The following is a 14,757-nucleotide window of genomic DNA, read 5'->3' as shown; positions in this document are numbered from 1 at the left end:
CCCCATAGACTGCCCCTGTCCTGTGCCGTTCGGTACGCAATATCGCAACGAATCTTCGGGAGATCCCGCCGTGACCGAAGTCCTCACCGAGCACACCGCCGATGTGATCGTCGTCGGCGCGGGCCCGGCCGGCTCCGCGACCGCCTACCACCTGGCCAAGGCGGGCCTGGACGTCCTGCTGCTGGAGAAGACCGCCTTCCCGCGGGAGAAGGTCTGCGGCGACGGGCTCACCCCGCGCGCCACCAAGCAGCTGGTCGCCATGGGCATCGACATCTCCGAAGAGGCCGGCTGGCTGCGGAACAAGGGACTGCGCATCATCGGCGGCGGCGTACGCCTCCAGCTCGACTGGCCCGAGCTGGCCTCCTACCCGGACTACGGCCTCGTCCGCAAGCGCGACGACTTCGACGAGCAGCTGGCCCGGCAGGCCCAGAAGGCCGGTGCCCGCCTGTACGAGCGCTGCAACGTCGGCGAGCCCGTCGTCGACGACCGCACCGGCCGCATCACGGGCGTGCACGCCAAGCTGGGCGAGGAGAAGACCCCGGTCACCTTCCACGCGCCGCTGGTCGTCGCGGCCGACGGCAACTCCTCCCGGATCTCCCTGGCGATGGGCCTGCACCGGCGCGAGGACCGCCCCATGGGCGTCGCGGTGCGCACCTACTTCACCTCCCCGCGCCACGACGACGACTACCTGGAGTCCTGGCTGGAGCTGTGGGACCGGCGCGGGCCCGGCCCGGACCGCCTGCTGCCCGGCTACGGCTGGATCTTCGGCATGGGCGACGGCACCTCCAACGTGGGCCTCGGCGTCCTCAACACCTCCGCCTCCTTCAAGGAGCTGGACTGGCGCGAGGTGCTCAAGGCGTGGTGCGCCTCCATGCCGGAGGACTGGGGCTACACCCCCGAGAACATGACCGGCCCGATCCGCGGCGCCGCGCTGCCGATGGCCTTCAACCGCCAGCCCCACTACACCCGGGGCCTGCTGCTCGTCGGCGACGCGGGCGGCCTCGTCAACCCCTTCAACGGCGAGGGCATCGCCTATGCGATGGAGTCGGGGCAGATCGCGGCGGACGTCATCGTCCAGGCCCACGCCCGCCGCACCCCCGCCCAGCGGGAGCTGGCCCTCCAGCGCTACCCGAAGGTCCTCAAGGACACCTACGGCGGCTACTACACCCTGGGCCGCGCCTTCGTGAAGCTGATCGGCAACCCGAAGGTCATGAAGATCGCCACCGAGCGGGGCCTGACCCACCCGCTGCTGATGCGCTTCACCCTGAAGATGCTCGCCAACCTGACGGACCCGTCGGGCGGCGACGCCATGGACCGCATCATCAACGGCCTCTCCAAGGTGGCGCCGCGGGCTTGACGCCCCAACCCCGGTGACCCGGGGCCTGCCGTCCGCGAACCTCGTGCGGCACCTCGGGCCGGGTGACGGGGATGACCGTCGGCATCTCGTCCGTCCCGTGTCGACTGCCGCGTCCTGGTCCGCGCGGAAGGCATCCAGGGAGCTGCCGGGGGCGCTGCGGGACATCGCCGCGAACTCGCCACGCGGTACGAACCGGCGCCGCCTGCGGAGCGGGAGGAGCCCACCGATCCGATGGCCGTCGCGGGTCACCGTGAACGCCTGGCCTGCCTGTACCGCATCCATGATCTCTCTGGATCTGCTGCGCGGATCGCGTTGGGTGATCTCCGGCTGAACCGTCATGCGACCACCGTGTGCCCGAGTGCTCCAAGGTGCTGAAGCGTGGCAACGCCGCAGTCCGGTCGTGCGGGCATCGGCCTGTGAGCCGGTGGAGCCAGGCCGCCCCCGGGGCCCGACGCCCCCGCCCGGTCCCCGGCGGAACGCCGCTGCCCCGCCCGGCGCACGGCCATCGGCCTCTCAGACGTGGACGAGCCTCACCTTCGGTGAACCGGGAAGCTCCTCGGCAGCCTTGCACAGAACCGGGGTGTGCGACCTGTCGGATGTGACGAGCAGCACCGGGGGTGTGCAGAGCGCGGCCGTCGCCACCACCAGGGCGTCCACGAGGCACTCGTGACCGTCAAGGCCCGTGACCTCCAACAGGGTTGCCGCGGCGTCCGTCACGGCGTCGCTGACCGGTTTCACGTCGAACCGGGACAGCAGGAAGCGGAGCCGCTTGGCCGCTGCCCCGGTCCGGCGCACTTCCAGGGGGGTCAGTGCGGAGAGCGCCACTCGTCGGCCGCTCTGCTGAGCGACCTCGATGCGTGCACGCATCCCCTCGTCGCCGTCGACGTGGAGCGAGAGCCCCTGGGCATCCAGGACGAGCGTGCCCTCGCTCCTGGCCCTGACCTTGAGGCGCTTGCTCACCACTCCTGTTCCGCCTGTCGCCGTGCTTCGGCGGACACGGGGCCGAACTCCTTGCGGTCGGCCGCCACGACCTCGCGAAGCTTCTGGGAGGCGAGCCATTCCTCAAGGGCTTCTGCCACGACGGACGAGAATCCGCTCGTGCCGGTGCGCTCCTCGATCTCCTTGATCAGTGACTGCGCGAGCGACACGGATCTCTTACCGGCCCGCTCGGTGGAATGGTGGGCTGCGTGGCTGCTCATACCGAAAACGTAGCACTGCTGGTAGGAAAATTCGCTCCTGAGGTGCGCTGCGGTGGGGAGGCGTCGGGTGCGTGCCCGGCGTGGAGCCCGCGGAGACGTCCGACCTGCTCGAAGGAGGGCCACCCCCGGGGCCCGACGCCCCCGGCCCGGTCCCCGGCGGAACGCCGCTGCCCCGCCCGGTCGGTGGACCGGGCGGGGCAGCGTTGTTGCGAGGGGCCCTGCGGCCGCGGGTGGTCCGCCGGGCCCCGGGAGCACCCGGGGCCCGGCGGCGCGGGCCGTCAGCCGAGGGCCTTCAGCGTGGTCCAGCTCTGCTCGCCCACCAGGGTGCCCGAGCCGAGCGAGGTCCTGCCTCCGGGGTAGAGCCGGAGGGTGCCGTCGCTCCGGACGGCCCACAGGTCCGGGATGCCGTCGGCGTCACCGGTGACGTCGGGCGTCCCCAGGATCATCGGGACGTCGTCGCGCCCCCAGCCGGTCGTCCCGTAGATCACCTGGGCACCGCCGGCACCGGAGCTGGGGCTGGAGAAGGAGCGGAAGTCCACGCCTCCGTCGGGATCCGGCTTGCCCTTCCTCAGCAGCAGTCCGGCGCTCGTGCTGGGCCCCCGCATCAGCAGGTCGGCGAGGCCGTCGCCGCTGATGTCGCGGAGCCCGACCAGGTCGTAGGCGGACCAGCTCACCGACCCGACCATCTCGGTCTCGGCGAAGCTCGCCCCCGAGTACCCGGTGAACGCCCAGAGCTGGTCGGCGGCCACCACCAGGGCGTCCGGGCGCCCGTCGCCGGTCACGTCGCCGGTGGCGAGGACCTGGGTGAACGAGGCGGGGTCGGGCGCGTTCTCCGGGAGCAGGACCTCCAGCCGCTCGGAGACTTCCACGGCGCCGTACCCGTCGCCGGGGTAGACGTAGAGCTTCCCGTCGGGCATCCGCGCCAGCACGTCCGTGATGCCGTCGCCCGGGTGCCAGTCGGTGCTGTGGCTGATCAGCGCCGGGTTGCCCTCGGCGTCGCTCCAGTAGCCGGCCGCCAGGTCCTTGCCGTCGAGATGGGCGCCCGGCATGTGGATGTTGACGTCCCCGGTGGCGTCCGCCGGGTAGGTCCGGAGGTTCCCCGGGCCGTCGACGGCGAGGAGGTCGGGGTAGCCGTCGCCCGTGACGTCCCCCGGCGCGTCGAGGGTGCCGCGCGGCCTCACGTAGAAGGTGTGGACCCGTACGGAGGACATGTTGCCGCCGGCGTCCACGGCCCTGACGTAGAGGGTGTTGGGCCCGGCGAAGTGGGGCTGCACGCCGGAGATCACCGCCGTGCCGTCGGCCTGCGCGGTCACCTGCTGGTCGTAGTCGTTCGAGTCGAAGCTGTAGACGTAGCGGACGACACCGTCCGAGGCGGCGTCCTGCGGGCTGAGGGTGAAGTCGCCCGGCGTGCCGAAGGGTTCGGCGGACCAGACGTCTCCCTCGTCGCTCTGCTGGGGGAAGTCGGCCGAGGAGACGTCGGGTCTGCCCGGGACGGACGAGTCGACGACGAACCCGCAGTAGGAGTAGGTCCCGGCCGGACCCCAGGGCGATACGGACCCCTCGGAGTCGATCGCCAGCACCGTCCAGGTGTAGGTCTTCTTGTCGGTGAACTGGCTCCGCGCGACGGTCGCGAAGGCCGCGCCGCTGCTGTTCGTCGCGACCTGCTGGTCCAGGACGATCCCGGAGCCGTCGGCGGCCCACACCTTGAACCGGAGCTTCGCCAGGTTGCCGTCCGTGTCGGAGCTCTTGGCGGTGAAGGTGACGTCCTTGCTGCCGATGGTGGGCGGCGGAGAGCCGCTGTCGCAGGTGCCCCCGGGATCCATCACCATGCTCGACCGGACGGGTTCGTCCGGCGCGTGGTTGTAGACGATCGTGATGTACGGGGAACTCTCGCCGTTCGCCTGGAACTTCTTCCAGGAGTTGGTGTCCGCCTCGTTGGCGGCCCGCAGCCCGAAGTTCAGGTACGCCCAGTTGTTCTTCGCCGCGTCCTGGGCCGCCGACGTGATGTCCAGGCCCACCCACTTGTCGGGGCAGGAGCCCGAGTTGTAGCCCCAGCCGTTGGTGGCGTGGGCCAGGACCGGGGCCCAGCCCGGCTGGTTGTTCCAGGTGCTGGTGGGGGAGATGGTTCCGGTCCGGTGGAGGTTGTACCGGCGGGCGGAGCAGCCCCAGGAGTAGGTCTGAAGCGAGGTGAAGGTCGCGTCCCTGACCGTCGCGTCGTGCAGCTTCGTCTCCAGCTTGAACTGGAAGACCGACCGGGACAGGCCGCCGGTGGTGGACTCGTAGCCCACCCGGGCCTCGTGGGTGCCGTCGTTGAAGTTCTGCCCGTTCCAGAAACTGGAGGACTTGTAGCGGTCGTACAGCAGGGTCCAGTTGGACCTGTGGACCCGGAACGACGGGTCGACGAAGACGGGGTACACCGTGTCCTCGTCGTCCAGGAACCGGCGCGGCACCTCGACGCGGTGGAGGCCGTCCTCCAGACCGGCCTTCAGCACCGCGTCATGGCTGCCGGGCTGCGGTCCGGCCAGCCCCGGGAGCCCCAGGGCGGGGTCGGCGGGCCGTCCGGGCGGCGAGGGCTCGCCGAGCGTCACCCGGCGCTCCCCGGCGGAGTCCCACAGGTAGGGCGTCGGCGCCGCGGCGACGTCCCGGCCCTCGGCGTCGTGGGCCGTCACGACGTTCGACGCCTTGTCCAGGCGGAAGCTCAGGTCCGGCGACTCCAGCCGGTAGGCCAGCTCGGCCAGCAGCGGGTCCCGGGAGGCCTTGCGCGTGTGCAGGATCAGCACATGCGAGTAGCCGCCGTCGCGCGCCGTGAGCAGCAGGTCGATGTCGGGGCGCACGTCGCGGTACAGCGCCCGGCCGCCGTCGACCACCGGCTCGGGCAGCGGACCCGGCCAGCGGACCACGAGCTCGTGGCCCTCGGCGGTCAGCCGGACGAGATCCGACCACGGGCCCGACGGGGCGCCGGGTGCCGCGGGGGCGAGCACGGCGCGGCCCAGGGCCCGGGAGGCCCGGTCGGCCGTGCCCGCGCTGAACAGCAGCGGTTGGTTGACGGCCTTGGGCGCGTAGCCGCCCTCGACGCGCTCCAGCGTGGTGTCGATCGGCTTCCAGACGCCGTCGACCTTCGCCCGGAAGGTGTCGCTGTGCTGGACGAGGCGGAACATCCCGTCGGGCTGGGCCCAGGTGATGGAGTCGCTGTCGCGCTCGGCCTCCACCTCGACCTCCTTGCCCGTGGCCTTCGCCCGCTTCATCGCCTCGGCGGCGGTGAGCGGCGCCTTCGGCGCCGAGGGCTTGGCGTCCGCCGGACGCGCCTCCTCGGTGCCGGTCAGGTGGACGGCCACCGGGACGGCGACGGCCACGGCGAGCAGCGCGGACAGGGCAGCGACCAGGCGCCGCCCGGGCCGGCCCGGTGCGGGTGCCCTGCGGTGCCCTGGGTCCTCAGCGGCCGCCTCCGCGGGAGGCGGCTGCTCCGCGGACTTCGAGGCTCCCAATGTCGTCCCTTCCCCTCCGGCGTGTCCGCGCGGGAACAGGGTGGAGACGGATCTCTGGCCGCGCGGGAGTGTGCGGGAGGAGCATGACTCATCTTCACGCTTTCGTCACCGTGCGTCCGCGGGCCCTGAGGCCCTGTCAGGCCCTGCGCCCTCGGGGCGGACCGGAGCCCCCGGCGGCCACCGGGAGGGGCCCGCGACACGCCTCTGCCCGCAAAACCCTGCCAAAAGGCCATATGGGGACCCGAATACGCGTCCGTTCCCTGGCGGTTGATGATCACTCATCCGTGATCGGACTCCTGACCACAAGATCCTTCGAGGCTCCTTTCCTTGGTCAATGCCCCGGTTCATGACCCTCTGGATCGACGGTTCCCGGATGCCTGTGTGATTGATGGCACACGAATCCGTCAGATGTGGATATTGCATGGCGGGGACCTGCACAATCACCGGGCTATTCGTCGATCTCCCTGCCCTCTCCGCACCCCTGGCCGCGGATCGGGCGGCAGGGAAGTGGGGGGCCCACGCATGTCCTCGCCCTTTTCGGGGAGTCCGTTTCGTCTGCCCGGAACCGGTCGCGCGGGGCTGAGGGCCCGCGGCGCACGCCGTGCCCGCGTGGTCGGCGTCCTGGTGTCCGGGGCCCTCGTCACCACGCTGCTGCCCGGGGCGGCCTGGGCCGTCCCGCCGGGCGGCGGCACGCGCGACGGCGTCGAGCTGCCCGGCCTCCAGCAGGACCGGCCGCTGCCCGCCGACGAGGCGGGCATCGAGGCCCTGCGCACCTGGTCCGGCGCCCCCGTCGAGCCGCTGCCCGAGTACAACCCCTCCGCGGTCAGCCCGCCCGCGGGCGGCACCGCCAGCGTCAGCCTGGAGTCCGCCGGGGCGGACCTCGTCCAGGCGGGCACCCTGCCGGTGCGCATCGGCCAGGCATCGGCCACCCCCGAGGACCCCGCCCCGCCCGCACCCGACGGCGACTGGTCCGTCAGCGTCGAGCCGCGCCAGTCCACCGAGGAGGCGTCCGTCGACGGCGCGATCATCACGGTCACGCCCCCCGCAGGCGGCTCCACCCCGGTCGACGTGGAACTCGACTACTCCGCCTTCGAGGACCTCTACGGCACCGAGTGGTCCACCCGGCTGAAGCTCACCCAGCTCCCCGAGTGCTTCCTCACCACCCCCGAACTCCCCGAGTGCACCACCGCCGTCGAGGTCCCCAGCGAGAACGACCCTGCCACCGGAACGGTGCGCGCCACGGTCGACCCGGCCGACGCCCCCACCACCGGACTCTCCCCCCAGTCCGGCGGCGGCCCCGCCGTCCTCGCCGCCTCCGACTCCGCCTCCGGAGCCGGCGGCACCTACAAGGCCACCCCGCTGTCGCCGTCGGGCACCTGGTCCGCGGGCGGCAGCAGCGGCGGCTTCTCCTGGAGCTACCCGCTGACCGTCCCGGCCCCGCCCGCCGGGCCCGCCCCGCGGATCGCCTTCGCCTACTCCTCCCAGTCCGTCGACGGCCGCACCTCCGTCACCAACGGCCAGGCCTCCTGGATCGGCGACGGCTGGGACTACAACCCCGGCTTCGTCGAGCGCCGCTACCGCAGCTGCTCCGAGGACCGCCAGAACAGCCCCAACAACACCGGCAGCAAGGACAAGAAGAAGTCCGACCTCTGCTGGGCCAGCGACAACCTGTCCCTGTCGCTGAACGGCTCCACCACCGAGATGGTGCGCGACGACGACAGCGGCACCTGGTACAGCGCCGACGGCGACAACACCCGCATCGAGTACAAGACCAAGACCGGCTCCGCCAAGTCCGCCCAGACCGGCGCCTACGACGGCGAGTACTGGGTCGTCACCACCGCCGACGGCACCCGCTACTGGTTCGGCCGGAACACCCTCACCGGGCACGGCACCACCAACTCGGTCTTCACCGTCCCCGTCTTCGGCAACCACAGCGGCGAGCCCTGCCACGCCACCGCCTACGCCGACTCCTCCTGCACCCAGGCCTGGCGCTGGAACCTCGACTACGTCGAGGACACCCTCGGCAACGCCATGGTCATCGACTGGGCGCAGGAGAAGAACGACTACGCCCGCAACGGCGACTTCACCAAGCACGTCACCTACGTGCGCGGCGGCCACCCGACCCAGATCCTCTACGGCCTGCGGGCCGGCGCCCTCGACGGCCCGCCCGCCGGCAAGGTCACCTTCTCGGTCGCCCAGCGCTGCATCAAGGAAGGCGCCGTCAGCTGCTCCGACACGGAGTTCACCTCCAAGAACTACGCCGACAAGCAGCCCTGGTGGGACACCCCCTCGACGCTCCACTGCGAGGCCGAGGCGTCCAAGAAGTGCTACATCTCCTCACCGACCTTCTGGAGCCGGGTGCGGCTCAGCGCGGTGACCACCTACGGCCAGCGCACCCCGGGCTCCACCGCCCTCAGCCTCGTCGACCGCTGGACGCTCGCCCAGTCCTTCCCCAAGCAGCGCACCGACACCCACCCGCCGCTCTGGCTGGACTCCGTCACCCGCACCGCCTACGGCACCGCCCGCGACGCGGACGGCAAGCAGCTCAGCACCGCCGTCCCGCCGGTCTCCTTCCTGCCCAACGTCGTCGACATGCCCAACCGCGTCGCCACCGGGCCGGACGACCAGACCCCCGGCTTCGACCGGCTCCGCGTCGAGACCATCCGGACGGAGACCGGCGGCGAGATCTACGTCGACTACTCCGCCCCCTGCGCCCCCGGCACCTCCCACCCCGCCCCGGACGCGAACACCGGCCGCTGCTTCCCGGCCCACTGGTCACCCGACCCGGACCTGGAGACACCGCCGCTGGAGTGGTTCAACAAGTACGTCGTCGACGGCATCACCGAGAAGGACCGCGTCGCACGGCAGCCCGACGTCACCACCACCTACCAGTACGTCGGCGGAGGCGCCTGGGCCAAGGGCACCGACGAGTTCTCCAAGCCGGAGCTGCGCACCTACAACCAGTGGCGCGGCTACGCCGAGGTCGTCGTCCGCAGGGGCACCACCACCCCCGCCGGGAACACCGACGCCACCGAGCGCTCCAAGACCGTCACCCGCTACTTCCGCGGCATGTCGGGCGACGCGGGCCGGGCCCAGATCACCGTCAAGGACTCCTCCGGCACCGTCGAACTCGGCAAGGACCTGCGCGCCTTCCAGGGCCGGGCCGCCGAGAGCATCGTCTACACCAAGGACGGCGGCACCGTCGCCTCCCGCGAGTTCAGCGTCCCGAAGGCCACCGTGCTGGCCTCCCGCGCCCGCACCGGACTGCCCGACCTGGAGGCGGTGCGCACCACCGTCGAGCGCACCGACCGGATCGAGACCGTCAGCGGCGGCCGGACCCGCACCGTGCGCACGCAGACCTCCCACGACGCCACCTACGGCCTGCCGGTCACCGTCCACGGCTACAGCCTCACCCCCTCGGACTCCACCACCCGCGCGGACGAGACCTGCTCGACCGTCACCTACGTCCACAACACGGGCAAGCACCTGATCGGCCTGCCGCAGAGGCAGCGCACGACCGTCGGCGACTGCGCCCAGGCCGCCTCGGCCACCGGGAACCAGGTGGTCTCGGACGTCCGCACCTCCTACGACGCGCTCGACGCCTTCGGCACCGCGCCCGTGAAGGGCCTGCCGCACCAGGTCGACACGATCGACGGCACCGGCACGGGCTGGATCACCTCCGCCCGCACCTCCTACGACGCGCTCGGCCGCCCCACCCAGGTCAAGGACGCCGCGGGCACCACCACGACCACCTCCTACAGCCCCGCCACCGGGCCGGTGTTCACCCTGAGCGTCACCAACGCGCTCGGCCACACCACCACCTCCGAGGCGGACCCCGGGCGCGGCTCGGTCCTCGCTACCACCGACGCCAACGGCCGCCGGACCACCAGCACCTACGACAACCTCGGCCGGGTGACCCGGATGTGGTCGCCCTCCCACCAGGGCGAGGCCAAGGCCACCGCCGTCTTCTCCTACCAGCTGGAGGACAACGAGCCCCCGGCCGTCACCACCAGCGTCCTGCGCGACAACGGCACCTACGCGGACAGCGTCACCCTCTACGACGGCCTGCTGCGGGTGCGCCAGACGCAGACGGAGGCCCTCGGCGGCGGCCGCATCGTCACCGACACCTTCCACAACGACGGCGGCGGCGTCCGCCTGACCAACAACGGCTACCTGACCGAGGGCGAGCCGACGGCGGAGATCTTCCTCCCGGAGACCGTCAGCGAGGTCCCCAGCTCCACCGAGACCGCCTACGACGGCCTCGGGCGCGCCGTGCGCGTCACCACCCTCCACGAGGACGTGCCGCAGCACACGTCGACCGTCCGCTACGAGGGCGACTGGGGCCTCGCCCGCACCGGCATGTCGGTGGACGGCACCACCCCGCTGCCCGGCAGCCGCGCCGTGAAGACCTGGACGGACGCCCTGGGGCGCACCTCCCGGATCCAGCACTACACCACCACCGACCTGGGCGGGCCCGCGCCCGCCACCATCGACACGACCTACGGCTACGACGCCCGCGGCACGCTCACCTCCGTCACCGACGCCGAGGGCAACGCCTGGACGTACAGCTACGACGTGCGCGGCCGGAAGACCGCCTCCACCGACCCGGACACGGGCGCCGCCCACTTCGGCTACGACGACCTGGACCGGCAGATCTGGTCCCAGGACGGGCAGGGGCGCAAGCAGTACACGACCTACGACGTGCTCGGCCGCCAGACGGAGCTGCGCGAGGACTCCGCCACCGGCCCGCTCGTCGCCGCGTGGACCTTCGACAGCCTCCCGGGCGCCAAGGGCCTGCCCGTCGCCTCCACCCGCTACCACTCCGGCGCGGCCTTCACCAGCGAGGTCACGGGCTACGACACCGAGTACCGCCCCACGGGCTCGAAGACGGTCATCCCGAGCATCCCCGCCACCACCGGCCTGGCCGGCACCTACAGCTACGCGACCGCCTACACCCACACCGGCAAGGTGCAGTCGACCAGCCTCCCGGCCACCCCGGGCGGACTGGCCGCCGAGAAGGTGGTCACCCGCTACAACGGCGAGGGCATGCCGGTCACCACCTCGGGCCTGAGCTACTACACCGCCGACACGGTCTACAGCCCCTACGGCGAGGTCCTGCGCACCGCCTCGGGCGAGGCCCCGCAGCGGGTGTGGAGCACCCGGCTCTACGACGAGCACACCGGCCGCCTGGAGACGGCCTACACGGACCGGGAGACCGGGCCGAACCGGATCTCCGCGCTGAGCTACGGCTACGACACCGTCGGCAACATCACCTCGATCACGGACACCCAGTCGCCGGCCCGCGTCGACCGGCAGTGCTTCTCCTACGACCCGATGGGCCGCCTGGTCCACGCCTGGACCGGCACCGCCGGCTGCCCGACGGAGTCCGCCGCACCGGGCGCCGGCCCGGACCGCTCCGGTCTCTCCGCGGGCCCGGACGGCGACGGCTACTGGCAGTCGTACGCCTTCGACGCCATCGGCAACCGCACCCGGATGACCGTCCACGACCTGACCGACCCGGCCCTGGACGACGTCCACACCTACACCTACGGCGTCGCCGTGCCGGGGGCGCAGCCGCCGGTCACGACCCAGCCGCACACGCTGGCCGCGGTGGACTCGACCGAGCGCACCCCCGGGTCCACGGTCACCTCGCGGAACACCTACGCCTACGACACCGCAGGCAACACTACCGAGCGCGTCCTGAACGGCGACACCCAGGCCCTGACCTGGGACCGCCGCAACAAGCTCACCTCGGTCGACACCGACGGCAACGGCACCGCGAACGTCACCTACCTCTACGACGCCGCGGGCAACCGGCTGATCGAGGACAACGGCACCACCCGCACGCTGTACCTCGGCGAGTCCGAGATCACGGTCAACAGCTCGGGCACCGCCGTCGAGGCCCAGCGCTACTACGTCCAGCCCGGGGGACCGACCACGGTCCGCTCCACGGGCGGCAAGAGCACCGGGCACAAGCTCACCGTGCTGCTCGCCGACCACCACAACACGGCGACGACCGCGGTGGAGCAGTCCGAGGGCCAGACGGTCACCCGCCGCAAGTTCGACCCCTACGGCAACCCGCGCGGCGCGGAACCCTCCGGCTGGCCCGGCCGCCACACCTTCCTCGGCACCGGCATCGACGACCCGACCACGGGCCTGACCCACATCGGCGCCCGCGAGTACGACGCCTCCACGGGCCGCTTCATCTCGGCCGACCCGCTCATCGACCTGACCGACCCGCTCCAGATGAACGGGTACACGTACGCCAACGGCAACCCGGTCATGATGTCCGACCCGACGGGGTTGCGTCCGGATGGTGGGTGCGGCAGCCCTTCGTGCTCCGTGTCCAACGAGGTCTGGACTCTGGGTAGCAAGGGAAAGTGGTCGGTGTCGTACAAGCCTGCGCGTAAGAACACTGCTGTTAGCGGAGGTAACCCGGGCAGTCCTGGAAATTCCGGTAGTTACGTTCCCTACCACCCTGGCTCCGGCAATAAGAAAATTCTTGCAGACCCGAGCAAGGGACGCTACAACGTATACGGTCACCAAGGTCGGAATTCCTACGGCCCGAACAAGGTCTATACCCAAGCGCAGTGGGACGCTGACCATGCCAGAGCACAGCGCGCTCAAGCAGACGCGGATGCTGATCGACGCAGTCGTGAAGCAGCTAATCCTGATAAGGGGTTCTGGGACAGAGTTTCTGAAAATGCCGGGTCTGCCTGGGACAGTGTGAAGAACTCAACCGTTGGGCAGATGGCGAAGTCGGCCGGAGAGTGGGCCTGGGAAAATAGAGGAAACATCGTTAAGGCGGTTGCCGCTACAGCATTCGTCGTCTGTACGGCTGGGACAGCAGGTGCTTGTGCTCCTATTGCAGCCGCTGGATTCGCGATGTCCGTAGCTAATCGAGGTATTAATCTGGCTCAGAGTGACATGACGAGCAAGGACTTTGGTGCTTTTGCGTCCGGGGTGGCATTCGATATCGTTGGATGGCGAGTGAATGCAGTTAGAGGGCTTGCAATGTTCACCAAAAATATGCGCTTGCTGCCTTCGCTAATGACCCGAGCTGGCCAGGCTCGCCTCTATCAGCAGAGCAGCGCCCTGGTCTGGGGTGTGGCAGGCTGGTGACAATGGAGTATTGTTGTCTGGTCGTCTCAGTTGCGGCATCCGCGTGTCGATTCGGAGGTTCATGTGATTGCTGATGCTCCAGTCGCGTCTGGTGTGGCCTTTTCCGAGATTCCGGTCGTAGGGATCTTGATGGTCTTGGGGCTCTTTGGGTTCTTGGTATGGGATGCGTTGAGGTTCCCTGCCTGGCTCTGGTTTCGATGGCTCATGCCCGTGGGCTTGATTCCGCTCATGGTGGGAGTGCTGTCGGGTTGGCTGTGGCTGATCATGATTGGCGCGATAGTGATGGGCGTTGGCCTGGGGTTGCAGAAGAATTGGCGACAGAAGAATAGCTCTAACTGGTTTTGATGCAAATGTATTTGAGTGGATGCCTCCGGGTGGGCAGAGGGTTGCCCGGTTCCTTTCGAGATGCGGCCGATCAAAAGGCTCTTTGAGATGCTTCCTCAATTGCGATCCGCCGGTGGGGTTATTTGGCCTGGATTTGCCTCATGGGTCGCTTGTGGACGAACTGTGAATATTGAGGCTTTTCCATCATCTGTTTGAGCTGGCCAGATGCAAGGTGAGGATGGCTTGGATGAGTTCGGTGATCCGAGTGGTTGAGCAGCGGAGCTTGCGAAGGGGTCGCTAGGACCTCAAGGTGGCCAGGGCCTGCTCGGCGAGGGCGCGGATCTTCGCGTGGACCGGTTCACCGCCTGCTGGCCGGTGGAGAGGATCTCCCATCGTCCCCGGCACGGGGCACGGATCGTGCCGCCGGTACGCCTGTAGCCTTTGTCGGCCTAGCGCGTGATGTCGGTTTCGGTGGGGGCGTCGAGGATGCCGTGTTCGCGGGGTGCGTCAAACGCTCAAGGCTGGTACTCGTACCCGATGGTGAAGCGTGGCGGCAGGCACCACTCCCCATACTCGATGACCCCCTCCGCGTCCGACCATCGGTGGGCGCCTGCCAGGATCGGGGAGCCGACCGGGAGGGCCAGTGCGCTGGCCTCGCGGGCGTCGGCGGGGCGGGCGTGCATGTCGTCGCGGGCGTGGGTGATCGTGCGCCCGGTGGCCTCCAGGACCCGGGCGGAGAGTCCGTGGTTGCGTCCCGGGGCGGTGTTCAGCAGGTCCGGTACGAGGGCGGCGAACGGCGCCGGGTACCAGGTCACCGCGAACACGGTCCGGGTCTTGCCCCGTCCGGCCAGCCACTCGCGCCGCACCACCTGGTCCCCGGGCTCCAGGTCGAAGATCTCCGCCACGTACAGCGGCGGGACGATCAGCTCGGCCGCCGTCACCCGGCTCGTCTCGCCCTCGGCCAGGAACGACTTCACCCGCTGGACCCGGGCCAGCCGGTCCCGCGCCGACAAGGTCCAGCGAGGGTCGTCGGCGACGTAGGTGCCCCGGGGGGTCGTGCGGATGAAGTTCTCCACCTGGAGAGCCTGCAAGGCCCGGGAGACGGTGGCGGCCGCGGCCTGCCACTGGCCGGCGATCTCGCGATTGGTCGGCAGCTTGGCGCCGGGCTCAAGCTCTCCCGACAGGATGCGCTCCCGGAAGTGGTCCGCGATCTTCGTGAACGTCTTGGGGCTGGGCATGAGGCGTGCCTCTCAGTCGAGTTGACGTGGAG

At 70.3% G+C, this 14,757-nt stretch carries 7 protein-coding genes and 1 pseudogene; 3 read left to right on the top strand and 5 right to left on the bottom strand.

The genetic code is table 11. The annotated features are described in order from the left end of the window. Window positions 1-70: 70 nt before the first annotated feature. Entirely contained in the window at window positions 71-1,357 is a 1,287-nt protein-coding gene (locus NPS70_RS25555) for a geranylgeranyl reductase family protein (protein ID WP_256526777.1), read from the top strand. A 513-nt stretch (window positions 1,358-1,870) separates the two neighbouring features. Here NPS70_RS25555 and NPS70_RS25550 read toward each other — a convergent pair. From NPS70_RS25550 to NPS70_RS25540, 3 genes are all read right to left on the bottom strand, one after another. After that, a complete protein-coding gene (locus NPS70_RS25550; protein ID WP_256526776.1) occupies window positions 1,871-2,317 on the bottom strand; it encodes a DNA-binding protein in 447 nt (148 codons plus the stop codon). Then, entirely contained in the window at window positions 2,314-2,556 is a 243-nt protein-coding gene (locus NPS70_RS25545) for a hypothetical protein (RefSeq protein ID WP_256526775.1), read from the bottom strand. The genes NPS70_RS25550 and NPS70_RS25545 overlap by 4 nt, the downstream gene beginning before the upstream one ends. Before the next feature lie 278 nt (window positions 2,557-2,834). Next, the gene (locus NPS70_RS25540; RefSeq protein WP_256526774.1) at window positions 2,835-6,041 is read right to left on the bottom strand and encodes a DNRLRE domain-containing protein; all 3,207 of its coding nucleotides are present in this window, start codon (window positions 6,039-6,041) and stop codon (window positions 2,835-2,837) included. A gap of 609 nt (window positions 6,042-6,650) precedes the next feature. Here NPS70_RS25540 and NPS70_RS25535 point away from each other — a divergent pair. After that, window positions 6,651-13,163 (top strand): RHS repeat-associated core domain-containing protein, encoded by a 6,513-nt coding sequence (locus NPS70_RS25535; RefSeq protein ID WP_256526773.1) that lies wholly within the window; start codon window positions 6,651-6,653, stop codon window positions 13,161-13,163. Between the two features lie 63 nt (window positions 13,164-13,226). Beyond that, complete coding sequence (locus NPS70_RS25530; protein ID WP_256526772.1) at window positions 13,227-13,508, top strand: hypothetical protein; 282 nt, start codon at window positions 13,227-13,229, stop codon at window positions 13,506-13,508. A gap of 183 nt (window positions 13,509-13,691) precedes the next feature. Here NPS70_RS25530 and NPS70_RS25525 read toward each other — a convergent pair. Together NPS70_RS25525 and NPS70_RS25520 are read right to left on the bottom strand one after the other, a co-directional pair. Next, a pseudogene (locus tag NPS70_RS25525) lies at window positions 13,692-13,993 on the bottom strand (IS5/IS1182 family transposase); the annotation flags it as partial. 9 nt (window positions 13,994-14,002) lie between these two features. Next, the gene (locus tag NPS70_RS25520; protein WP_256526771.1) at window positions 14,003-14,725 is read right to left on the bottom strand and encodes a GntR family transcriptional regulator; all 723 of its coding nucleotides are present in this window, start codon (window positions 14,723-14,725) and stop codon (window positions 14,003-14,005) included. Window positions 14,726-14,757 lie beyond the last annotated feature (32 nt).

The sequence above is a fragment of the Streptomyces sp. C10-9-1 genome, from assembly GCF_024497955.1.
GTDB lineage: Bacteria > Actinomycetota > Actinomycetes > Streptomycetales > Streptomycetaceae > Streptomyces > Streptomyces sanyensis.
This window is presented reverse-complemented; position numbering and strand designations above follow the sequence as displayed.

Coding starts and splice junctions, on each gene's coding strand:
- NPS70_RS25545 (WP_256526775.1), bottom strand. CDS start 2,556: ATGAGCAGCCACGCAGCCCACCATTCCACCGAGCGGGCCGGTAAGAGA.
- NPS70_RS25520 (WP_256526771.1), bottom strand. CDS start 14,725: ATGCCCAGCCCCAAGACGTTCACGAAGATCGCGGACCACTTCCGGGAG.